The 22107-nt window shown below is 72.0% G+C and carries 16 protein-coding genes and 4 pseudogenes; 8 read left to right on the forward strand and 12 right to left on the reverse strand.

Translation table 11 applies throughout. The annotated features are described in order from the left end of the window. The 4 genes from ACWJ6R_RS06455 to ACWJ6R_RS06470 all read left to right on the forward strand — a co-directional run. On the forward strand, positions 1–546 hold a 546-nt coding region (locus tag ACWJ6R_RS06455), incomplete at its 5' end, for a sortase domain-containing protein (RefSeq protein WP_449061312.1). Between the two features lie 114 nt (positions 547–660). After that, on the forward strand, positions 661–2964 hold the full coding sequence (locus ACWJ6R_RS06460; RefSeq protein ID WP_449061313.1) for a glycoside hydrolase family 6 protein: 2304 nt from the start codon (positions 661–663) through the stop codon (positions 2962–2964). Positions 2965–3250: 286 nt separating this feature from the next. After that, positions 3251–7144: an ATP-dependent RNA helicase HrpA gene (gene hrpA, locus ACWJ6R_RS06465; protein WP_449061314.1), complete on the forward strand. Its 3894-nt coding sequence runs from the start codon at positions 3251–3253 to the stop codon at positions 7142–7144. Between the two features lie 209 nt (positions 7145–7353). Further along, positions 7354–8898, forward strand: coding sequence for a carboxylesterase/lipase family protein (locus ACWJ6R_RS06470; RefSeq protein WP_449061330.1), 1545 nt, complete (start codon positions 7354–7356; stop codon positions 8896–8898). A 146-nt stretch (positions 8899–9044) separates the two neighbouring features. Here the strand turns inward: ACWJ6R_RS06470 and ACWJ6R_RS06475 are convergent. After that, positions 9045–11343: pseudogene (locus ACWJ6R_RS06475) on the reverse strand (ATP-binding cassette domain-containing protein). A gap of 259 nt (positions 11344–11602) precedes the next feature. Here ACWJ6R_RS06475 and ACWJ6R_RS06480 point away from each other — a divergent pair. Next, positions 11603–12262, forward strand: coding sequence for an HAD family hydrolase (locus ACWJ6R_RS06480; protein ID WP_449061315.1), 660 nt, complete (start codon positions 11603–11605; stop codon positions 12260–12262). A 78-nt stretch (positions 12263–12340) separates the two neighbouring features. Here the strand turns inward: ACWJ6R_RS06480 and ACWJ6R_RS06485 are convergent, their stop codons facing one another. Then, positions 12341–12466 carry a DUF5709 domain-containing protein gene (locus tag ACWJ6R_RS06485; RefSeq protein ID WP_449061331.1) on the reverse strand — a complete coding sequence of 42 codons (126 nt, stop codon included), beginning with the start codon at positions 12464–12466 and terminating at the stop codon, positions 12341–12343. A 17-nt stretch (positions 12467–12483) separates the two neighbouring features. On the opposite strand from ACWJ6R_RS06485, the gene ACWJ6R_RS06490 reads away from it, so the two are divergent. Next, positions 12484–12645 carry a hypothetical protein gene (locus ACWJ6R_RS06490; protein ID WP_449061332.1) on the forward strand — a complete coding sequence of 54 codons (162 nt, stop codon included), beginning with the start codon at positions 12484–12486 and terminating at the stop codon, positions 12643–12645. A 73-nt stretch (positions 12646–12718) separates the two neighbouring features. On the opposite strand, the gene ACWJ6R_RS06495 is transcribed toward ACWJ6R_RS06490, so the two are convergent. The 8 genes and pseudogenes from ACWJ6R_RS06495 to ACWJ6R_RS06530 all read right to left on the reverse strand — a co-directional run bounded on the left by ACWJ6R_RS06495 (position 12719) and on the right by ACWJ6R_RS06530 (position 17739). Then, positions 12719–13354, reverse strand: coding sequence for a gamma-glutamyltransferase (locus tag ACWJ6R_RS06495; RefSeq protein ID WP_449061316.1), 636 nt, complete (start codon positions 13352–13354; stop codon positions 12719–12721). Continuing rightward, positions 13252–13557, reverse strand: a complete 306-nt coding sequence (locus ACWJ6R_RS06500; RefSeq protein WP_449061317.1) for a hypothetical protein — start codon at positions 13555–13557, stop codon at positions 13252–13254. Before ACWJ6R_RS06500 ends, ACWJ6R_RS06495 begins: the two co-directional genes overlap by 103 nt. A gap of 122 nt (positions 13558–13679) precedes the next feature. Continuing rightward, positions 13680–14129, reverse strand: a pseudogene (locus ACWJ6R_RS06505) (gamma-glutamyltransferase); the annotation flags it as partial. A gap of 301 nt (positions 14130–14430) precedes the next feature. Further along, positions 14431–15051 carry a pentapeptide repeat-containing protein gene (locus ACWJ6R_RS06510; RefSeq protein WP_449061318.1) on the reverse strand — a complete coding sequence of 207 codons (621 nt, stop codon included), beginning with the start codon at positions 15049–15051 and terminating at the stop codon, positions 14431–14433. Between the two features lie 175 nt (positions 15052–15226). Then, positions 15227–15613, reverse strand: a complete 387-nt coding sequence (locus ACWJ6R_RS06515) for a VOC family protein (RefSeq protein WP_449061319.1) — start codon at positions 15611–15613, stop codon at positions 15227–15229. Continuing rightward, positions 15610–15897: an ArsR/SmtB family transcription factor gene (locus tag ACWJ6R_RS06520; protein ID WP_449061320.1), complete on the reverse strand. Its 288-nt coding sequence runs from the start codon at positions 15895–15897 to the stop codon at positions 15610–15612. Before ACWJ6R_RS06520 ends, ACWJ6R_RS06515 begins: the two co-directional genes overlap by 4 nt. A 149-nt stretch (positions 15898–16046) precedes the next feature. Beyond that, positions 16047–16442 (reverse strand): hypothetical protein, encoded by a 396-nt coding sequence (locus tag ACWJ6R_RS06525; protein WP_449061321.1) that lies wholly within the window; start codon positions 16440–16442, stop codon positions 16047–16049. A gap of 152 nt (positions 16443–16594) precedes the next feature. Further along, positions 16595–17739, reverse strand: a pseudogene (locus ACWJ6R_RS06530) (acyl-CoA dehydrogenase family protein). A 148-nt stretch (positions 17740–17887) separates the two neighbouring features. Here ACWJ6R_RS06530 and ACWJ6R_RS06535 point away from each other — a divergent pair. Then, positions 17888–18688, forward strand: a complete 801-nt coding sequence (locus tag ACWJ6R_RS06535; protein WP_449061322.1) for a tyrosine-protein phosphatase — start codon at positions 17888–17890, stop codon at positions 18686–18688. 153 nt (positions 18689–18841) lie between these two features. Here ACWJ6R_RS06535 and ACWJ6R_RS06540 read toward each other — a convergent pair whose 3' ends face one another. Together ACWJ6R_RS06540 and ACWJ6R_RS06545 are read right to left on the reverse strand one after the other, a co-directional pair. Then, positions 18842–19879, reverse strand: a complete 1038-nt coding sequence (locus ACWJ6R_RS06540; RefSeq protein WP_449061323.1) for a Gfo/Idh/MocA family oxidoreductase — start codon at positions 19877–19879, stop codon at positions 18842–18844. Next, entirely contained in the window at positions 19872–20780 is a 909-nt protein-coding gene (locus ACWJ6R_RS06545) for a proteasome assembly chaperone family protein (RefSeq protein WP_449061324.1), read from the reverse strand. The genes ACWJ6R_RS06540 and ACWJ6R_RS06545 overlap by 8 nt, the downstream gene beginning before the upstream one ends. Positions 20781–21399: 619 nt before the next feature. On the opposite strand from ACWJ6R_RS06545, the pseudogene ACWJ6R_RS06550 reads away from it, so the two are divergent. Next, positions 21400–22103, forward strand: a pseudogene (locus tag ACWJ6R_RS06550) (terpene synthase family protein). The last annotated feature ends 4 nt before the right edge of the window (positions 22104–22107 follow it).

Raw genomic sequence — 22107 nt, forward strand, 5'->3', positions numbered from 1 at the left:
CGAGAGCGGCCTGCTGCCGGACGGTCCGCCCGGCGCGCCGCCCCTCTGGCGGGCCGGACCGGCCGCTGGGAGCGCGGGGAACCCGCACCGGGGGAGCCCGGGCGGGCGGTCGTCTCCGGATACCTCGGCGGCGGGGGCGGGCCCGCGGTGTTCGCCCGGCTGCCCGCGGTCAGGCGGAACGACACGGTGGCGGTGACCCGGCAGGACGGCACCGTGGTGGTCTTCGGGGTGACCTCCGCCCGGTGGAGCCGGAAGCCGGTCACCGCTCGCGGAGGAAGGGGGCGGGGCGGGACGCCGTACCCGTCGATCAGGCTCGTGGGCCACGGCGGGAGCCCCCGCCGGGCCGGGGACCTCGTCGTCCACGGGGATTTCGCGGGGTGGTACCGGCTGGCGGACTTCCCGCCCCGGCGGCCGTCCCGCCCGGGGTACGGCCCGCGCGTCCCGGAGCCTCCCGGGCCGCCCCCGCAGTGGGGTGACCGCCCGTCCGGGACGGGCGCAGGCGGCCCGGAGCTGAAACTTTCATCGAACCCGAACGGCATTCGCTGAGGTCAACCGAGGGAAGGTCCCCGCCGGACCGCCTCCGGCGCGCGACATGCTGTACACATCCAGGAAACATCCGGACTATGGGAGCGCTCCACCCCTCGTCTGGAGATGACACTCATGAGAGATCATCCGCGCCGCCACGCCTGGCGGAACCGGGCTGCGACGACGGCGGCACTGCTGGTCGCAGCCGCCGGCCTGGCCACCGGCCAGGCGGCGACGGCCCACGCGGCCGTCGCCTGCGACGTCACCTACACGTCCAACGACTGGCAGGGCGGTTTCACCGCCAGCGTGAACCTGAAGAACCTCGGTGACGCCCTGGACGGCTGGACCCTCGGCTTCAGCTTCACCGGCGGTCAGAAACTCGTGCAGGGGTGGTCGGCCACCTGGGCCCAGGACGGGACCAAGGTCACCGCGAAGAACCTGGACTGGAACGGCAAGCTCGCCACCGGCGCCTCCACCAGCATCGGCTTCAACGGCTCGTGGAGCGGTTCCAACCCCAAGCCGACCGACTTCACGGTCAACGGGACCGCCTGCGGCGGCGTGCCCGGCAACCAGGCCCCGACCGTCAGCCTGACCAGCCCGGCGAGCGGCTCCTCGCACGCCGCCGGCGCGGCCGTGCCGCTCGCCGCGACGGCGTCCGACGACGGCGCGGTCAGCAAGGTCGAGTTCTACGTCGACGGCGCGCTGGTCAACAGCGACACCAGCGCCCCCTACTCCTACTCCGCCACCGGGCTGGCCGCCGGGTCCCACACCGCCAAGGCGGTGGCCTACGACAACGGCTCCCCGGTCCTGAGCAAGGAGAGCGCCGCGGTCCCGTTCACCGTGGGCGGCGACACCGGCACCCCGTCGATCGTCGCCTCCGCCACCTCGGTGAGCGTCCCCGAGGGCGGCAGCAAGACCGTCGGGTTCAAGCTCAGCCAGGCGCCATCCGGCAACGTCACGGTCAACCTGACCAAGACCGGTGACTCCGACGTCACCATCGCGCCCTCCACGCTGACCTTCACCGGCGCCAACTGGAACACGGCGCAGAACGTGACGGTCTCCGCGGCCGAGGACTCCGACGAGGCGAACGGCACCGCCACCATCGCGGCCGCCGCCACCGGCCACACCGGTGCCTCGGTCACCGCGACCGAGGAGGACAACGACGGCGACACGCCGCCGGTCGGCGAGCACGTCGACAACCCCTATGAGGGCGCCACCGGTTACGTGAACCCGGACTGGTCGGCCAAGGCCGCCGCCGAGCCGGGCGGCGACGCCGTGGCGGACATCTCGACCGGCGTGTGGATGGACCGCATCGCGGCCATCGAGGGCAGCTCCTCCGCCAAGGGCCTCCGCGCCCACCTGGAGGAGGCCCTCAAGCAGGACGCCGCCAACGGCAGCAAGCCGCTGACGATCCAGTTCGTCATCTACAACCTGCCCAACCGCGACTGCTCGGCCCTGGCGTCCAACGGTGAGCTGAAGATCGCCGAGAACGGCCTCAACCGCTACAAGACCGAGTACATCGACCCGATCGCCGACATCATGGACGATCCGAAGTACGCCGCGCTGCGGATCGTGACCGTCATCGAGATCGACTCGCTGCCGAACCTGATCACCAACCTCAACGTGGCCAAGTGCCAGGAGGCCAAGGACAGCGGCGCCTACGTCAACGGCGTCCGCTACGCCCTGGACAAGCTGCACGCCATCCCGAACGTCTACACCTACGTCGACGCCGGCCACCACGGCTGGCTGGGCTGGGACACGAACTTCGGCCCCTCCGCCGAGCTGTTCGCCACCACCGTCGCCGGGACCGCCAAGGGCTTCGAGAGCGTCGACGGCTTCATCACCAACACCGCCAACTACTCCGCGCTGAAGGAGCCGTTCTTCTCCGCCAGCACCAACGTCAACGGCCAGACGGTCCGTCAGTCCAAGTGGCTCGACTGGAACTTCTACGCCGACGAGCTGTCCTTCGCCCAGGCCTTCCGGCAGGAGCTCGTCCGCAGGGGCTTCAAGTCCGACATCGGAATGGTCATCGACACCTCCCGCAACGGCTGGGGCGGCTCCGCCCGCCCGACCAAGGCCAGCACCTCCACCAACGTGGACACCTTCGTCAACGAGTCCCGCGTCGACCGCCGGATCCACGCCGGCAACTGGTGCAACCAGAGCGGCGCCGGCCTCGGTGAGCGGCCGCAGGCCAACCCCGCCGCCGGTATCGACGCCTACGTCTGGATCAAGCCCCCGGGTGAGTCCGACGGCTCCAGCAAGGAGATCCCGAACAACGAGGGCAAGGGCTTCGACCGGATGTGCGACCCGACCTACGAGGGCAACGAGCGCAACCAGCACAACATGAGCGGCGCGCTGCCGGACGCCCCGGTCTCCGGCCACTGGTTCTCCGCCCAGTTCCGCCAGCTGCTGCAGAACGCCTACCCGCCCATCCAGTAGTCACCTGAGCCGGGGCCCCGCCGCGAGACGGGGCCCTCCCGGGACCGGCCCTCACCGGTACCGGAACGCGGCCCCGCCGCCTCCACGAGAGGCTGCGGGGCCGTCCGCGTCTCCGGAGCCCGTCCGGTGCTCCGGCCCCCGGAGCGGCCCGCACCGCCTGAACCGCCCCGGACCCCGCCCCCTCCGGTACGGTGGCCGCGGATATTGGGATGCGCCTGGGGAACAGGCCAGGCACCATAGGCGGTTGGCTCCTGACGTACGGGCTGAAAGTATCCTGATCTGCAGTATGGGAACGCCTCCTTTGACCTCGCCGCTCGCCGACCTCCACGCGCGCCTGCCCGAGCTGACGCTCCGCGACCAGCGGCGGCTGGGCCGGCGGCTCGACGGTGCCCGCCGGGTGCGCAACCGCGCCGCACAGCAGAAGATCGCCGCGGAGATCGGCGCCGACATCGAGCGGGCCGAGCGGCGGATCGCCGAGCGGCGGGCCGGCGTGCCCGCGGTGACCTATCCGGAGGCGCTGCCGGTCAGCCGCCGCAGGGACGACATCCTGGAGGCGATCCGCGACCACCAGGTGGTGATCGTCGCCGGTGAGACGGGGTCGGGCAAGACCACCCAGCTGCCGAAGATCTGCCTGGAGCTGGGCCGGGGCGTCAAGGGCCTGATCGGGCACACCCAGCCCCGCCGGATCGCGGCCAGGACCGTGGCCGAGCGCGTCGCCGAGGAGCTCGGCGGCTCCCTCGGCGAGGCGGTGGGCTACAAGGTGCGCTTCACCGACCAGGTGGGCGAGGGCACGCTCGTCAAGGTGATGACGGACGGCATCCTCCTGGCGGAGCTGCAGGGCGACCGCGACCTGGCCCAGTACGACACGCTGATCATCGACGAGGCGCACGAGCGCAGCCTCAACATCGACTTCATCCTGGGCTACCTCAAGCAGCTCCTGCCCAGGCGTCCCGACCTGAAGGTGATCATCACCTCGGCGACCATCGACCCCGAGCGCTTCTCCCGGCACTTCGGCGACGCGCCGATCGTGGAGGTCTCCGGCCGGACCTACCCGGTCGAGGTCCGCTACCGCCCGGTGGGCGAGGACGACGACCAGATCCAGGCGATCGGCGACGCGGTGGACGAGCTCTGCCGGGAGGGCCCCGGCGACGTCCTGGTCTTCCTCAGCGGCGAGCGGGAGATCCGCGACACCGCCGACGCCCTGTCCAAACGCAAGGACATCGAGGTCCTGCCGCTGTACGCCCGGCTCTCGGCGGCCGAGCAGCACAAGGTGTTCGCCAGGCACACCGGCCGCCGGGTGGTGCTGGCCACCAACGTGGCCGAGACCTCGCTGACCGTCCCCGGCATCAAGTACGTCGTGGACACCGGCTTCGCCCGCATCTCCCGCTACAGCCACCGGACCAAGGTCCAGCGCCTGCCCATCGAGGCGATCTCCCAGGCCTCGGCCAACCAGCGCAAAGGCCGCTGCGGCCGCGTCTCCGAGGGCGTCTGCATCCGGCTGTACGAGGAGGAGGACTTCCTGGCCCGCCCGGAGTTCACCGACCCGGAGATCCTGCGGACCAACCTCGCCTCGGTCATCCTGCAGATGACCTCGATCGGCCTGGGCGACATCGCGGCCTTCCCGTTCGTCGAGCCGCCGGACCAGCGCCAGGTCAAGGACGGCTTCGACCTGCTGGTGGAGCTCGGCGCGTTCGACGCGGCCAAGCGGATCACCCCGCTCGGCCGCAAGCTCGCCGGGCTCCCGGTGGACCCGCGGCTGGCCCGGATGGTGCTGGAGGCCGACCACAACGGCTGCGCCCGCGAGGTCATGGTCATCGCCGCGGCGCTGTCCATCCAGGACCCGCGCGAGCGCCCGGCGGACAAGCAGCAGGCCGCCGACGAGATGCACCGCCGCTTCGCCGACAAGGAATCGGACTTCGTCTCCTACCTGAACCTCTGGAACCACCTGCAGGACAGGCAGCAGGAGCTGTCCTCCAGCGCGTTCCGGCGGCTGTGCCGGGCCGAGTTCCTCAACTACCTGCGGGTCCGCGAGTGGCAGGACGTCTACAGCCAGCTCCGCCAGATGTCGAAGTCCCTCGGCGTCACGCTGAACAGCTCCCCCGGCGACGAGCAGAAGATCCACGTCTCGCTGCTGTCCGGCCTGCTCTCCCACGTCGGCGTCAAGGACATCGACAAGAAGGGCCCGCAAGAGGGCCAGCGCCGTCCCATGACCGAATACATCGGCGCGCGCAACGCCCGCTTCGCCATCTTCCCCGGCTCCGCGCTGGCCAAGAAGCAGCCGCTCTGGGTGATGTCCGCCGAGCTGGTGGAGACCTCCCGGCTCTGGGCCCGGGTCAACGCCAAGATCGAGCCCGAGTGGGTCGAGCCGCTGGCCCAGCACCTGATCAAGCGCACCTACTCCGAGCCGCACTGGGAGAAGAAGCAGGCCGCCGTCATCGCCTACGAGAAGGTCACCCTGTACGGCGTGCCGATCGTGGCCCAGCGCAAGGTCAACTACGGCCGCATCGACCCCGAGCTGAGCCGCGAGCTGTTCATCCGGCACGCCCTGGTCGAGGGCGACTGGGAGACCCACCACGCCTTCTTCGCCGCCAACCGCAGGCTGCTGGAGGAGGTCGGCGAACTGGAGGAGCGGGCCCGCCGCCGCGACATCCTGGTCGACGACGAGACCCTCTTCGACTTCTACGACCAGCGGGTCGGGCAGGAGGTCGTCTCCGGCCGGCACTTCGACTCCTGGTGGAAGAAGGCCAGGCAGGCCGACCCCGACCTGCTCAACTTCGAGAAGTCGATGCTGATCAGCGAGACCGCCGGGGACGTCAGCCAGCGCGACTACCCCGACGTCTGGCGCCAGGGCGGCCTGCGCTTCCCGCTGACGTACCAGTTCGAGCCCGGCGCCGACGCCGACGGCGTCACCGCGCACATCCCGCTCTCGCTGCTCAACCAGGTCAACGTCGAGGGCTTCGACTGGCAGATCCCCGGCCTGCGCGAGGAGCTCCTCACCGCGCTGATCCGCTCCCTGCCGAAGAACATCCGGCGCAACTTCGTCCCCGCCCCCAACTACGCCAAGCAGGTCCTGCAGCGGGCCGAGCCCACCCAGGAGCCCCTGCTGGCCGTGCTGGAGCGGGAGCTGCTCCGGCTCACCGGCATCCAGGTCCCGCGCGAGGCCTGGCAGCTCGACCAGGTCCCCGACCACCTGAAGATCACCTTCCGGGTGCTCGACGGCCGCAAGCACAAGCTCGCCGAGAGCAAGGACCTGGCCGAGCTCAAGCGGAGACTGGCCCCCAAGCTCCGCCAGACCCTCTCCAAAGCCGCGGGCATGGAGCGCACGGGCCTGACCGACTGGAGCCTCGGCGAGCTGCCGAAGACCTTCGAGCAGCGCAGGATGAAGGCCTACCCGGCGCTGGCCGACGAGGGCTCCAGCGTGGCCGTGCGCATGTTCGAGACCGAGGCGGAGCAGCGCCGCGCCATGTGGGAGGGCACCCGGCGGCTGCTGCTGCTCGGCATCCCCTCCCCGGCCAAGTGGGTCCTCGGCCGCCTGGGAAACCAGGCCAAGCTGACGCTGAGCCGCAGCCCGCACGCCGGCGCCACCGCGCTGTTCGACGACTGCATCGCCTGCGCCGCCGACAAGCTGATGGCCGAGCACGGCGGGCCGGTCTGGGACGAGGCGGCGTTCGCCGCCCTGCGCGACAAGGTCAGGGCCGACCTGTTCGACACCACCGCCGAGGTGGTCTCCCGGGTGGAGGGCATCCTGGCGGTCTGGCACGCCGTCTCCGGCCGCCTGGCCGAGGCCCGCTCCACCCCGGCGGTGGAGGACGTCCGCGACCAGGTGGCGAACCTGGTCTACCCCGGCTTCGTCACCGACACCGGGTACGGCCGGCTGCCCGACCTGCTCCGCTACCTGAAGGCGGCGGAGCGGCGCCTGGACAAGCTCCCCGAGGATCCGTACCGCGACGAGCAGCGGATGCACCAGGTCCACGACGTCGAGGACGACTACCACGACCTGGTGGAGAAGCTCCCGCCCGCGCGCCGCGGGGACGAGGAGGTCCGCAGGATCCGCTGGATGATCGAGGAGTTGCGGGTCAGCTACTTCGCGCAGGCCCTCGGCACGCCGTACTCCATCTCCGACAAGCGCATCCGCAAGGCGATGGAGGGCATCGACCTGGGGGTGTCCTTCCAGCGTTAGCCGAGCACCGGGGTACCCCCGCCGGACCCGGCTTCGCCGCTCTGGAGAACCGGCGCGTCCTGACCGGTGATTTCAGGACGAACCGATCCCGGTCGTCCATAAATCGCTGGCGCGGCATCCGGCCGCGATGGATGATCTGCAGGGGCGGGGACCTCCGTGAGCCCTCTCCTCCTGATCGAGAGGAAGGTGCGATGACCGCCGCCGAGTCCATGCCTTCCGGGGCGCCTTCCGGGGCGCCTTCCGGGTCCCGGGCCGAGGTCCAGGCGGCGGCAGGGAGGTTGCGCGGCGGCTGGGAAGAAGGTGTGGCGGTCTTCCGCGGCATCCCGTTCGCCGAACCTCCGGTCGGCGACCTGCGCTTCGCCCCGCCGCGACCGGTTCGAGGCTGGAGCGGGGTGCGGGAGGCCCTCTCGTACGGCCCGCCGCCCCCGCAAGGCGGGCATTTCGGTATGAACGCGCTGTCGCAGGACGTGGCGGGTGACGACTGGCTGACGCTCAACGTCTGGTCGCCCGAACCCGGCCCGCGCGCGGGACTGCCGGTGATGGTGTGGATCCACGGCGGCGCCTACGGGATCGGCATGTCCGGCCTCCCCGAGTACGACGGTGGCCGGCTCGCGCGGGACGGCGGCGTCGTCGTGGTGACGTTCAACTACCGCGTAGGCATCGAGGGCTTCGCGCAGCTCGAGGGGGCTCCCGCCAACCGCGGTCTGCTCGATCAGGTCGCCGCTCTCGAGTGGGTGCGCGACAACATCCGGGCCTTCGGCGGTGATCCCGACCGGGTCACGGTTTTCGGCCAGTCGGCGGGCGGAGGATCGGTCGCCGCACTGCTGGCGATGGACCGTGCGGCCGGGCTTTTTCGCCGGGCCGTCGTGCAGAGTGCGCAGGGCACGTTCTTCTCGCCGGAGCTCGCCGCGGACATCGCCGCCGCGTGCGCCGCCGAGCTGGGGTCGCGGCCCACGGTGGCCGACCTGTCCGGTGCCGCTCCCCGCCGGCTGTCCGCCGCCGCTGACGCGGTCGGCGCCAAGATGGACCAGTGGGCGCAACGCTGGGGGCTGCCCGCGCACAGAACGATCCCCTTCTCGCCCGTGGTCGACGGCGAGGTCCTGGCCGTCACACCCTGGCGGGCGCTGGACGACGGCGCCGGCCGCGACCTCGAACTGCTCGTCGGCCACACCCGCGACGAGCAGCGCCTGTTCACCGCCATCAGCGGTCTGCTCGGCGAGGTGAGCGAGGAGCAGGCGGCGAACGCCCTCCACCTCTTCGCGCCCGGTCCGGACGGCGCGCGCCGCTACCGCGAGGCCTTCCCTGCGGCGGGCCCGGAGGAGCTGTACGAACTGGTCCATTCCGACTGGCTGTTCCGTATGCCGTCGCTCCACCTCGCCGAGGCCCAGACGGCTGCCGGCGGCCGTACGCACGTCTACGAGCTGGACTGGTCGGCCCCGGGGATGGGCGGCGTCTTCGGCGCCTGCCACGGCCTCGACGTACCACTCGTCTTCGGCAACCTGGACCGCGGCCGGCCTGCCATGCTGATCGGTGAGGCACCTTTCCCCGAGGCGGAGGCCCTGTCCGCCCGGATGCGCGCGGCGTGGGCTTCGTTCGCCGCCCACGGTGACCCCGGCTGGCCCGCGTACGACACCGGTCGACGCCTCGTCCAGCGCTTCGACACCCGGCCGGTCGTCACCGCCTACCCGGAAGAGCCCTCCCGCCGGATCTGGCGGAGCCACACCTTCCCCGTGCTGCCGCTGATCAGCGGGTAGCGTCGATCGGCCCGGCCGGTCGCCGCCGCCCCCTCGACGGCGACCGGCCGGGCCGGACGGGCCGGACCCGTAGGCGCGGACGACCGCCTGGCTCCGGTCGCGCGGACGCGGCTCCGGTCGCGCGCCCGGAGCCGCCGGGACCGTCCCTACGACCGCTCGACGTACTCGCGCAGGTGGACCGCCGTCAGCGACGTGCCGGTGCTCACGAGTTCGGCGGGGGTGCCGGAGAAGACCACCTGGCCGCCGTCGTGACCGGCGCCCGGACCGATGTCGATGACCCAGTCGGCGTGCGCCATCACCGCCTGGTGGTGCTCGATGACGATGACCGTGTTGCCGTCGTCGACCAGCCGGTCCAGCAGGCCCAGCAGGTGGTCGACGTCGGCCAGGTGCAGGCCGGTCGTCGGCTCGTCCAGGACGTACGTGGTGCCGTTCCTGGCCATGTTGACGGCCAGCTTCAGGCGCTGCCGCTCGCCTCCGGACAGGGTGGTGAGCGGCTGGCCCAGACCCAGATAGCCCAGGCCCACCGCCGACAGGCGGTCGAGGATGACCCGCGCGGGGCCGGTGGTGAAGAACTCGGCCGCCTCGGCGACCGGCATCTCCAGCACCTCGCTGATGTTCTTGCCGCGCAGGGTGTACGACAGCACCTCGGAGGTGAACCGCCTGCCCTCGCACTCCTCGCACACCGTCGCCACCCCGGCCATCATCGCCAGGTCGGTGTAGATGAGGCCGATGCCCTTGCAGGCCGGGCAGGCGCCCTCGGAGTTCGCGCTGAACAGGGCCGGCTTGACGTTGTTGGCCTTGGCGAAGGCCGTGCGGATCGGGTCGAGCAGGCCGGTGTAGGTCGCCGGGTTGCTCCGGCGCGAGCCGCGGATCGGCGACTGGTCGGCCACCACCACGCCCTCCCGGCCGGAGACGTAGCCGTGGATGAGCGAGCTCTTGCCGGACCCGGCGACGCCGGTGACCACGGTCAGCACGCCGAGCGGGACGTCGACGTCGACGTCGCGCAGGTTGTGCAGGGTGGCGCCCCTGATCTGCAGGTGCCCGGCAGGTCGGCGGAAGGTCTCGCGCAGCCCGACCCGGTGGTCGAGGTAGCGGCCGGTCAGGGTGCCGGACGCGCGCAGTCCCGCCAGGTCGCCGGCGTAGCAGAGGCGGCCGCCCGCGCGCGGCGCCGGGGCCGAGGTCGACCACGTGGTCGGCGATGGCGATCATCTCCGGTTTGTGCTCCACGACGAGCACGGTGTTGCCCTTGTCGCGCAGCTGGAGCAGCAGGCCGTTCATCCGCTGGATGTCGTGCGGGTGCAGCCCGGCGGTGGGCTCGTCGAAGACGTAGGTGACATCGGTCAGGCTCGAGTTGAGGTGCCGGACCATCTTCACCCGCTGGGCCTCGCCGCCGGAGAGCGTGCCGGACTCCCGGTCCAGGCTCAGGTAGCCCAGGCCGATCTCCACCAGCGAGTCCAGCGTCGACCGCAGGCCCTCCAGGACCGGCTTGATGGCGGGGTCGCCGATCTTCCGGACGAACTCGGCCAGGTCGCTGATCTGCATCGCCGAGCAGTCGGCGATGCTGAGCCCTTCGACCTTCGCCGAGCGCGCCGCCTCGTTCAGGCGTGTGCCGTCGCAGTCGGTGCAGTGGACGAGCTTGACCGTCCGGTCGGCGAACGCCCGCGCCTGGCCCTTCATCGACTCGCGGTCCTTGCCCAGGTACTGCCGGCGGATCTTGGGGACCAGTCCTTCGTAGGTGAAGTTGTTGGCGCCGAGCTTGACCTTGATCGGTGGCTTGTGCAGGAAGTCCTCCCACTGGGCCGGCGTGTAGTCGCGCAGCTTGACGTCCGGGTCGAACCCGTACGCCACGATGATCTGCCAGGGCCAGGTGTCGACGCCGTAGCCGGGCGCCCTGATCGCGCCCTCGTTGAGCGACAGGTCGCGGTCGACCAGCTCGTCGACGTCGATGTCGGTGATCATGCCGAGCCCCTCGCAGGCCGGGCACATGCCCTGCGGGGTGTTGAAGCTGAAGGCGTAGGCCGGGCCGACGTGCGGGACGCCGATCCGGCTGAACACGATCCGCAGCATCGTGTAGGTGTCGGTGGCGGTGCCCACGGTCGAGCGGGCGTTGGCGCCCATCCGCTCCTGGTCGACGATGATCGCCGCGCTCAGGTTGCGCAGCGCGTCCACGTCGGGCCGGTTGAGGCTCGGCATGAAGCCCTGGATGAACGCCGTGTAGGTCTCGTTGATCAGCCGCCGGGACTCGGCGGCGATGGTGTCGAAGACGAGGGAGGACTTGCCGGAGCCGGAGACCCCGGTGAAGACGGTGAGCCGCCGCTTGGGGATGTCGAGGGAGACGCCGGTGAGATTGTTCTCCCGGGCGCCACGGACCTGGATGAGGTCGTGGCTGTCCGCGGCGAGGTGAGAGGTCAGGTCTGACGCGTTACCGCTGTTGCCGACAGTCATGCATTCAAGTCTCTCATTCACCTTTCGGTGAAGACTTTCCTTTGAATCCCACGGATATCCCCAGGAGCCGGATGAACGACTTTAAACGCGCCGGTCACCCGGGTGACCGGGCACCCGGGTGCCCGGGTACCCGGGTGACCGGGTGACCGGCGGGTTCCGCCGCGGCCGCCACCCCCCGGACCGGGGCCGGGCCGTCCTCATTAGGATGCGGTGGGCCCGTCCGAAGGGCCATCGAAGGGCCACCGAAGGGAAGGGCGCCGTGATCCGGACGCTGGTGTTCGACGTCGGGGAGACGCTGATCGACGAGACGCGGATCTGGTCGCGCTGGGCGGACCGGCTCGGCGTCACCCGGTTCACCATGCTCGGCGTGCTGGGCGGCATGGCGGCCCTCGATCGCTCCTTCACCGAGGCCTTCGAACTGCTGCGGCCCGGTTTCGACCTGGAGGCCGAGCAGGAGGCCTGGAAGCGGGAGGACCCCGCCGGGCTCCGGGTGAACTTCGACGCGGCCGACCTCTATCCGGACGTACGGCCCGGCCTGGCCGCACTGCGCGATCTCGGCTACGAGCTGATCATCGCGGGGAATCAGCCGCCGCAGGCCTACGACGCGCTGATCGCGATGGACCTGCCGGTGGACGCCGTGCACACCTCCGACGGCTGGGGGGTGTCCAAGCCCGATCCCGCGTTCTTCGCCGAGGTCGTCGCGGTCTCCGGCCGGGAGCCCGCGGAGATCCTCTACGTGGGCGACCGGATCGACAACGACGTCCGTCCGGCGCGGAGGGCGGGCATGCGCACCGCGCTGATCCGCCGCGGTCCCTGGGGCCACCTGCACGCCGCCCGCCCGGAGGCGGCCGAGGCCGACCACGTAGTCGACGGCTTCGCCGACCTGGTGGCGGCCATGGCCGCGGACCCGCCGCGCTGACGGGCATGGCAGGGCCGGGACGCCGGACCCGAGGCCGTGCCTGGGCCGCACCCGGGCGCACGGAGCACCGGGACCGGCTCAGCGGTACGGCTCGATGCGGATCGCGCGCTCCTCGGCCGACAGGTCGCCGCCGTCGCGGCCGACGTCGGTGGCGTACGCCTGGGCGACCTCGTGCGGCCCGGCTCCCTCGTCGGGCGCGACCAGCCGGCTCCGGTCGCGCGGTGTCCGCGGATGGTCCGGGGCTCGCGCCGGAGACGCTCGTCCAGGCTGTCGCGGTGCCGGGGGTCGTCCTCGACGATCCGGTGGTTGAGGCCCAGGTCGCTGGTCGCCTGCTCGACTTCGAGCGCCTGTTCGTCGCTCATCCCGAAACGGTCCGGGGGTGATTGGCTCATACCGGGGCACTACCCCCTAAAAGGGGTAAGAACCGCAGGTCGTCTCCTACTCCCGGCGCCGCGGTCAGAGACCGGCGGCGGCTCCGATGACGGAGCGCGGATCGGCCGCCCCCGCCAGCACCCCGGAGGGCAGCACGTCGATCAGGTGGGCGTGGCCGAACGCCGAGCCGTACGGCAGCGCCGCGACCGGGTGCCCGCGCCGCGCCAGGCCCTCGCCCCACGGGCCGCCCTCCTCCACCTCGACCACGACCTCGTCGGGGGCGTTCCAAGTGTCGAAGCCGGTGCCGCCGGTGCCCAGCCGCCAGCGCGGGGCGGCCACGGCCTCGCCGGGCTCCCTGCCGTGCAGGAGCAGACGGGTCAGGAGCTGGAGCATGATCTGCGGCTGCCCGTCGCCGCCCATGGTGCCGCCGACCGAGCGCAGCGACCCGTCGGGCCGGGTGACCAGCGCCGGGAGCAGCGTGTGCGGGGGGCGCCGTCCGGGACCGTACTCGGCGGGATGGCCCGGGACGAGGGAGAAGCCGATGCCCCGGTTGTGCAGGTTGATGCCGGTCCGGGGCTCGAAGAGCAGGCTGCCGAACCCGGCGGCGTTGGACTGGATCAGCGAGACGCCCATGCCGTCGCCGTCCACCGCGCACAGGTAGGTGGTGTCGCCGGGCGCGGCCAGGCCGCGCAGCTCGGCCCGCCGGTCCCGGCGGACCATCGCCCGGCGTTCGGCGGCCGACGCCAGGACGCGTCGACGCGGGCGCCGTCGAACAGCAGCTCCGGCCGGTCGTGCCCGGCGACCCGGGAGGCCTCGACGAGCAGGTGCGCCCAGAGCGGGTCGGTGGGATCGGCGGGCAGGTCGAGGCCCTCGGCGACGGCGAGCGCGAGCAGCAGCAGATAGCCCTGCGAGTTGGGCGGCATCGTCCACACGTCGTGGCCGAAGACGCGCGTGCGCAGCGGCTCGACCCACTCCGCGCCCGGCCGGCGAGGTCGTCCTCGGTGTACTCCCCGGCGCCGAGGGCGAGCAGCCCCTCACCGAACTCGCCGAGGTAGAACCCGTCCCGGCCGCCGGTCAGCGCCTTCAGCGCCCGAGCCACCCCCGGCCGCCGGACGAGGTCGCCGGCCGAGCGGGCCGAGGCGAAGTCCTCGCAGAGCGGGCCGACCGTCACCAGGCCGGGCACCAGCAGCGGCGAGGCGGGGAAGCCGCCCTCGGCGTACCCGATCGCGGGGGCGAGCACCTCTGCCAGCGGCAGCCTGCCGTACCGGCCGTGCAGGGCCAGCCAGCCGTCCGCGCAGCCGGGCACCGGAGCGGACCGGACGTCGTGGTGGAACGGCATGCGCTCGTGCCCCTCGGCGCGCAGGCGCTCGGGATCGGCGCCCGATCCGGCCCGCCCGGAGGCGTTGAGCGCCGCGGGGACCGGGGACCCGTCGTGCACGAGCGCGAACAGGTCTCCGCCCAGCCCGCACATGTGCGGCGCGGTGACCGCCAGCACGGCGTTCGCCGCGACGGCCGCGTCGGCCGCCGACCCTCCCCGCTCCAGCATCGCGATCCCGGCCCCCGACGCCAGGTGATCGACCGTGCAGACCATTGCGGACCGTGCGTATCGGGTGTTGCGCATGTCTCAGAGCGTACGGCCGAGCCCTTCCGCTCCCGACACCGGGAACGGCTTCCCGCCGGACACCGGGAACGGCTTCCTCCGCCGGGCGGGTGACGCCCTTCCGGCCCGCCGGGAGGCGTTCGTCCCGGTCCGGGCGGCCCCTGCCGGGGACGCCCGCAGGTCCGGAGCCGCGGGGTCAGTCGGAGCGGACCTCCAGGCCGAGCAGGCCGGCGATCGTGACCGCCTGGCGGACGTCGATCACCGCGTCCTTCAGCTTGACGGTGAGCGGGTCCACCGACGACAGGTCGCTCCCGCGCAGGTCGCAGCGGGACAGGTCGGCACTGTGCAGCCAGGCGCCGGACAGGTCGACCCGCTGGAGCGCGGCGCCCTCGCACCGCGCGCCGGTCAGGTCGGCCTCGCGCATCCGCACGTCGGTGAAGGAGACGCCGCCGAGGGCCGCGCCCGGGAGCCCGGCGAACGACCAGTCCCCTCCGGTGACCTTCAGCAGGTCGAAGGTGCAGTCGCTGAACACGCTGCCCACGAACTTGCACGCGGTGAAGGTGGCGTCGAAGAACGTGCACCGGGTGAAGGTGCAGTTCAGAAAGGCCGTCTCGGTGTGGACGGAGGCGTTGAAGCGCACGTCGCGGAAGGAGCACTCGGAGAAGACGGCCCCCTGGCTGGTGGCCTCGGTCATGTCCACGTCGATGAAGGCGACCTGTTCGTGGATCTGGCCCGACAGGTCCTCGCTGTCCCAGTCCGCGGATCGGACGGTGGTGCGGGTCTCGGGCGCGGGCACGCCGCCCTTGCGTTCAGCCATGCCGGAATCCAAGCAGACGGGTGCGACGGAAACCGCGGCCCCTCGGGATCCCCCGGCGGCGGACGGGCTCTCCGCTGCTTCCTTCGGTTCGTCCGCCGTCCGCCGTCCGCCGTCCGCCGTCCGCCGTCCGCCGTCCGCCGTCCGCCGGACGGGCTCCGCCCTCACCCGCCGGCCGTCACCCCTGGGAGGCGATCTGGATCAGGTTGCCGCAGGTGTCGTCGAACACGGCCGTGGTCACCGGCCCCATCTCCACGGGCTCCTGAGTGAACCGCACGCCGAGCCCCCGGAGCCGGTCGAACTCCTTGTGCACGTCGTCCACGGCGAACGAGGTGAAGGGGATGCCGTCGGCGACGAGCGCCTCCTTGAACGGCCGGACGGCGGGGTGCTCACTGGGTTCGAGCAGCAGCTCCACGCCGTCCGGGGCCTCGGGGGAGACCACGGTCAGCCAACGGTGCTCGCCGAGCGGGACCTCGGTCTTCTTCACGAAGCCGAGCACCTCGGTGTAGAAGCGCAGGGCGGTGTCCTGGTCGTCGACGAAGACGCTGGCCAGGTTGATTCTCATGGGTCCTCCTGGGAGTCGGTGCCGAGCCACCGGTCGGCGAGGTGCCGCAGCGGCCGGGTGTCGAGGTGGTGGAACTTGTAGCGGCCTTCCCTCCGCGTCTCGATCAGGCCCGCGGCCTCGAGCACGTCGAGGTGCTGCGAGATCGCCTGACGCGACGAGGCGAGCCGGTGCCTGGCGGCCAGCCGCGCGCAGATCTCGAACAGGGTCTGCCCGTTCCGCTCGGCCAGCTCGTCGAGGATCTTCCTGCGCGTGGGATCGGCCAGGGCCTTGAAGATGTCGCCCACGGCCCCGAGTATAGGCAAGTCACTGCTTGCATATCAATGGCGGGGCCGTACCGGGCGCGGAAAGAGCGGTGCCGCGGTGTGCGGGCCGGCCATCCGCGGCGCCGCCCGCCCGGAACGGCTCAGCCCGGGACGGCTCGGTTCGGGACGGCTCAGCCCAGCATCACACCGAGGAACAGCGCCGCCAGCGCGGACAGGCCGCTGAGCGCGCCGAACGCCGCCAGGGCGCCCCGCGTCTTCGCGCGGGCGTGCAGGAAGGCGGCGACGCCGGAGACGACCACGACGGCCACCTTCACCTCCAGGGTGCGCCGGTAGGCGGGGTCGTCGCCGATCCCGTCCAGCAGGTTCCACACGCCGGTGGCGAGCAGGATCGCGTAGGCGGGCCAGGCCACCCGGTCGAACGCGCGGGCGGCGGCCTTGGTCACCCCCTCGCCGGTCGCGCGCAGCGCCGGGACGAGGAAGGCGAGGGTCAGCTGGCCGCCGACCCAGACGGTGGCGGCCAGCACGTGGAGGAAGACACGCAGCGTGTCCAGCGATACGGAGAGCACGTGGACACCGTAGTGTCCGCGTCTCCCGGCCCCGGTGCGGGGGCGTCTCCCAGTCTTGGTCCCGGTCCCGGTCCCGGTGCGGGGCCGGGACCTGGACCGGCGGACGTCCGGAGGCCGGGGAGGGCGGTGCGGACCGACGGGACCGCCGGGGTCTAAAGGCCCAGGTCCCGGCCGATGATCTCGCGCATGATCTCGTTGGAGCCAGCCCAGATGCGGGTCACCCGGGCGTCCATCCAGGCGCGGGCGACACGGTACTCCTTCATGTAGCCGTATCCGCCGTACAGCTGCACGCAGGCGTCCAGGACCTCGCCCTGCACCTCGGAGGTCCACATCTTGGCCTTGGCGGCGTCGACCGCGCCCAGCTCCCCCTCGGTGTGGGCCGCGACGCACCGGTCCACGAAGGACTGGGAGACCTCGACCTTGGTGACCAGGTCGGCCAGGACGAACTTGTTGTGCTGGAAGGATCCGATGGCCTGGCCGAACGCCTTGCGCTCCTTGACGTAGGCCAGGGTCTCGGCGAGCACCGCCGCCGCGTGCGCGAGGTTCGCCACCGCCGAGCCGAGGCGCTCCTGCGGGAGCCGCTCCATCATCGCGATGAAGCCGCGATCGACCTCGCCGATCACGTTCTCGGCGGGGACGCGCACGTTCTCGAAGAACAGCTCGGCGGTGTCGGCCTCCGGCTGGCCCACCTTGTCGAGCTTGCGGCCCCGGGTGAAGCCCTCCATCCCGTCTCGACCGCGAACAGGGTGATGCCCCTGGCCTTCTTCTCCGGGCTGGTGCGGGCGGCCACCACGACCAGGTCCGCGCAGTAGCCGTTGGTGATGAAGGTCTTGGACCCGTTGAGGATCCAGTCGGAGCCGTCGCGGACCGCGGTGGTGCGCAGCGCGGCCAGGTCGGAGCCGCCGCTCGGCTCGCTCATGCCGATCGCGGTGATCATCTCGCCGGAGCAGAAGCGCGGCAGCCAGCGCTTCTTCTGCTCCTCGGTGGTCAGCTCCACCAGGTACGGCGCGACCACGTCGTAGTGGATGCCGAAGCTGGAGGACAAGGCCGCACCGGCCGCGGACAGCTCCTCGCCCAGCACGGCGTTGAAGCGGTAGTCCCCGGCCGCGCTCCCGCCGTACTCCTCCGGGACCTCGAGGCCCAGGAAGCCCTGCCGCCCGGCCTCCAGCCAGACCTCGCGGTCGATCAGCCGGTTCTCGATGAACTCCTCGGCGCGCGGCGTGACCGAGCGGGCGATGAACTCCCGGACCGACTCGCGGAACGCGTCGTGGTCGGGACCGTAAACAGTTCGCTTCATGGAATGTCAGTATACCGACCGGTAGGTATGTCCCCGGAGCCGGGACCGGCCGCCCGCCTCCGCCGGCTCGTGCGGGTTCCCGATGATTACCGCCATCCGCCCTCGGCGTTCACCGGACGGCCATATGCCCATGTATAGACTCGCCGTGATGAACGACTTCACGCGATGGATCGATCTTGAAGGTGCCGTCAACGTACGCGACCTCGGCGGCCTCGCCACCGCGGACGGCGGGACCACGCGCTTCGGCCGGATCTACCGGTCGGACAACCTGCAGGGACTGACCGGGCGCGACGTCGAGCGGCTCGTCGCCGAGCTGAAGCTCCGCCACGTCATCGACCTGCGCTCCGGCCCGGAGGTGTTCATGGAGGGCCCGGGCCCGCTCACCCGCGTCCCCGAGGTGAGCATCCACCACCTCACGCTCTTCGCCGAGGGCGGCAGGCACACCGACGCCGAGGCCGACACCGTCGACGTCGACCGCGTGCTGCCCTGGCAGGAGCGGGTGGAGGAGGAGAAGCTGGCCGAGCTGCGGGTGACCGGCTTCTACTACGGCTACCTGCGCGAGCGTCCCGACTCGGTGCTGGCCGCCCTGCGCGCCATGGCCCACGACGACGGCGCCGCGATCGTCCACTGCGCCGCCGGCAAGGACCGCACGGGCGTCGTCTGCGCCCTGGCTCTGGAGGTCGCCGGGGTCACCCGCGAGGCCATCGTCGCCGACTACACCGCCACCGGCGACCGCATCGAGGCCATCATGGACCGCCTGCGCGCCAGCAGCACCTACCGCGACGACCTCGACTCCCGCCCGGTCGACGACCACCGGCCCCGGGAGCAGTACATCGAGCAGTTCCTCGGCGTGCTGGACGACCGCTTCGGCGGCCCCATGGAGTGGCTCGCCTCCGAGGGATGGACCGACGACGACACCCGGGCCCTGCGGTCCCGCCTGCGCGACTAGGAACGGCTCCCGGACGGCCGGGGCCGCTCTACCGCGGGCCGGCGCGTCGCGCGGCGGGCTTCCGGGACGCCTGCGCCGCCTTCGCCCGCCGCCTGCTCGCCTCGAGCGAGGACGGGGGTGGGGGCGGAGACGCGGACGGGGAGACCCGGGCGGTCAGAGCGTGACGACCGCGCCCTCGGCGGCGGAGCGGCGGGCCGCCTCCAGCACGGTGAGGGCCGCCACGACCTCCTCCGGGTCGACCGGCGGCGGGGCGTCCTCGCGCAGGGCGGAGACCACGGACCGGTAGAAGCCCAGGTAGTCGCCCGGCTCGGTGCGGATCCGGCGGCCGGCCTCGTCGGTGCCCAGCATGCCCCAGCGCTCCTCGGGGTCGTCGACGAAGCCGGGGGAGTCGGGCGTCAGGCCCGCGCGCAGCCGGTCCTCCTGGACGTCGAGGCCGTGCTTGACGAAGCCTGCCCGCGAGCCCAGCACCCGGAAGCGGGGGCCGAGCTGCGAGGCCACCGCGCTGGCCCACAGGTGGGAGCGGGCGCCGCTCGCGTGGGTGAGGGCGAGGAAGGTGTCGTCGTCGGAGGCGACCCCGTCGCGGCGGACGTCGGCCTCGGCGTAGACGGACGTCACCGGGCCGAGCAGGCGCAGCGCCTGGTCGACCAGGTGGCTGCCCAGGTCGTACAGGAGGCCGCCGACCTCCTCGGCGCCGCCGAGCTCGCGCCAGCCGCCCTTCGGGACGGGCCGCCAGCGTTCGAACCGGGACTCCAGCCGGTGCACCGTGCCGAGCTCGCCGGAGGCGGCCAGCCGCTCGATCGTCAGGAAGTCGCCGTCCCAGCGCCGGTTCTGGAACACCGTCAGCATCCGGCCGCGCTCCCGTGCCAGGTCGATCAGGCCGCGGGCCTGGCGGGCGGTGGCGGACAGCGGCTTGTCCACGACCACCGGCAGCCCCGCCTTGAGGGCGGCCTCGGTCAGCGGGACGTGGGTGCGGTTGGGGGAGGCGACCACGATCAGGTCGGTCGAGTCCCACAGCTCGGCGGCGTCGGGGACGACGCGCGCGCCGTACCGGGCGGACGCCTCGGCGGCGCGCTCCGGGTTCCCCGTCACCACCGCGGACAGCCGCAGGCCGGGCGTGGCCGCGATCAGCGGGGCGTGGAAGAACGCGCCCGCCACGCCGTACCCGATGAGGCCGACGCGCAGGTCAGTCATTGCGGCGCTCCTCGCGCTCGGCGAGGAAGGCCTCGAACTGGGCGGCGAGTTCGTCCCCGGTGGGCATCTCGGCGGGCTCGGCGATGAGGTTCTCCCGCTCGGCGCCGGCCGCGAACGCGTCGTACTGCTGCTCCAGCCCGGCGATCGCGGTGGACAGCTCCTCCGAGGCCTCGATCTGCTCGGCGATCTCGGAGGTGGTCTGCTCGGCGGAGGCGCGCAGGCCCTCCAGCGGGAACACCAGGCCGGTGCCCCGGGTGACCTCCTCCAGCGCGGCCAGCGCGGCCGTGGGGTATTCGGCCTGGGCGAGGTAGTGGGGGACGTGCACGGCGTAGCCGAGGGCGTCGTGACCGGCCTCACCGAGCCGGAACTCGATCAGGGCCGCCACGCTGCCGGGGACCTGGACCTTGCCGAAGGCGCTGGTCCGGCCGGCGATGAGCTCGGGGCGGCTGGCGTGGGCGGTGACGCCCAGGGGGCGGGTGTGCGGGACGGCCATCGGGATGCCGTGCGCGGTCACCAGCCTGCCGACGCCCAGGCGGGTGGCGAGCTCGCCGAGGGCGGCGGCGAACAGCTCCCACTCGCGGTCCGGCTCGGGGCCGGTGAGCAGCAGGAAGGGGGTCCCGGTCGAGTCATGGGCGAGGCGCAGAGCGATCTCGGGGACCTCGACGCCCGTCCACCGGTCGGTGTCGAACGTCATGATCGGGCGCCGGGAGCGGTAGTCGAGCAGCCGGTCCACGTCGAAGGTCGCGATGACCCGATGCTCCAGCTCGGCCAGCAGGTGACCCAGGGCGAGCCGACCGGCCCCGCCCGCGTCCACGAACCCGTCGAAGTGGTAGAGGAGCACCGGATCGGTCAGCTCAGGGACGTCCTCACTGAGCCGGTAGAGATCCGTCGGGTCGAACACCGTTTCCAGCCTTTCGTCGATCGTCTCTTGAGGAGAACCCGCGGGGTGCCCGGCGCATTCCGCGGTCTGCGTGACTCTCGGTGACCCGGCGATCCCTGGCACCTTACCGGGGGCGACGGCGCCCGTGCGGAACGGCCCGGAGGCCGCGACGGCGCTCGGCGCGGGCGCGGCCGGGGAGCCGCAGGGCCGGGCGGGAGGACTACGGAGCGTTGAGGAAGAGGACTATCTGCAATGATTGGGGCATTAAGGTCCAACACTTAATACCCCATCATTCAATGACGTATAGGAAAACTTGTGCATGTCAGCCATGCTGGGGAAGGTGGGAACCACATCTGCGCATCGATCCGATCAGCAATCCCTCCGGGTTCCGCCACTGCCGTGTCCCTTCCCCAGTGAGATCAACCCCTGCGTCGAAGAGGTGGACGAGGAGAGCCACGCCTGGCTCGCCGCCTCACGCATGCTCGAGGGGGAGGACGTGCTGGAGCACTTCCGGCGGTCCCGGATCGGCCGGCTGGCCGCCCGCACCAACCCGCTGGTGCCGCGTGACAGCCTCCGCCTGATCAACGACTGGTACAACTGGCTGTTCGCCTTCGACGACGCCTTCTGCGAGTCGGAGACGATGGGCCACCGGGCGGCCGCGCTCGTGCGGGCGCTCCCCCCGCTCCTGGAGGTCCTGGACGAGCGGCGCGAACCCGCGGCCGGCGACCCCTTCGGTGCCGCCCTGCTGGAGCTGCAGCGCAGGATCGCCGAAGCCGGCACCCCGGCGCAGCTGGAACGCTGGCGGACCACCGTCCGCGAGTACCTGTTCGCCCAGGTGTGGGAGGCGGCAACCGCGAGGCGGACCTGATCCCCACCCCCGAGGACTACGTCCTGATGCGCCGCATCACCGGCGCGACCTACACCTGCTTCGCGCTGATCGACGTCGCCGGCGGGTACCGTCTCGAATCCGAGGAATGGTCCCATCCGGATATCCGTACGCTCAGTGACCTCGCGTGCGACCTCATCGGCTGGGACAACGACCTGCTCTCCTACGCCAAGGAGCGCGGGCGGGACGCGGCCCGGCACAACCTGGTCACCGTCCTGCGCTTCCACCGGACGGGATCGCTCCAGAAGGCGCTGGACGAGGTGGCCGCGATGCACGGCGCCGCCGTGGAGAGCTTCGTCGAGACCCGCTCGTCCGTGCGGCGGTGGGCGTCGCAGCCCGTGCTCAGGTACGTGCGGGGACTGGAGCACTGGGTCCGCGGGCACATCGACTTCTCCCTCGGCAGCGCCCGCTACGTCCAGGCCTGGCCGGAGGGGACGAACTGGCCGGCGCCGGACTGAACCG

Source organism: Planomonospora algeriensis, from assembly GCF_977012225.1.

Coding starts and splice junctions, on each gene's coding strand:
- ACWJ6R_RS06460 (WP_449061313.1), top strand. CDS start 661: ATGAGAGATCATCCGCGCCGCCACGCCTGGCGGAACCGGGCTGCGACG.
- hrpA (WP_449061314.1), top strand. CDS start 3,251: ATGGGAACGCCTCCTTTGACCTCGCCGCTCGCCGACCTCCACGCGCGC.
- ACWJ6R_RS06470 (WP_449061330.1), top strand. CDS start 7,354: ATGCCTTCCGGGGCGCCTTCCGGGGCGCCTTCCGGGTCCCGGGCCGAG.
- ACWJ6R_RS06495 (WP_449061316.1), bottom strand. CDS start 13,354: ATGGTCCGCCGGGACCGGCGGGCCGAGCTGCGCGGCCTGGCCGCGCCC.
- ACWJ6R_RS06500 (WP_449061317.1), bottom strand. CDS start 13,557: ATGCCGCCCAACTCGCAGGGCTATCTGCTGCTGCTCGCGCTCGCCGTC.
- ACWJ6R_RS06510 (WP_449061318.1), bottom strand. CDS start 15,051: ATGGCTGAACGCAAGGGCGGCGTGCCCGCGCCCGAGACCCGCACCACC.
- ACWJ6R_RS06515 (WP_449061319.1), bottom strand. CDS start 15,613: ATGAGAATCAACCTGGCCAGCGTCTTCGTCGACGACCAGGACACCGCC.
- ACWJ6R_RS06535 (WP_449061322.1), top strand. CDS start 17,888: ATGAACGACTTCACGCGATGGATCGATCTTGAAGGTGCCGTCAACGTA.
- ACWJ6R_RS06540 (WP_449061323.1), bottom strand. CDS start 19,879: ATGACTGACCTGCGCGTCGGCCTCATCGGGTACGGCGTGGCGGGCGCG.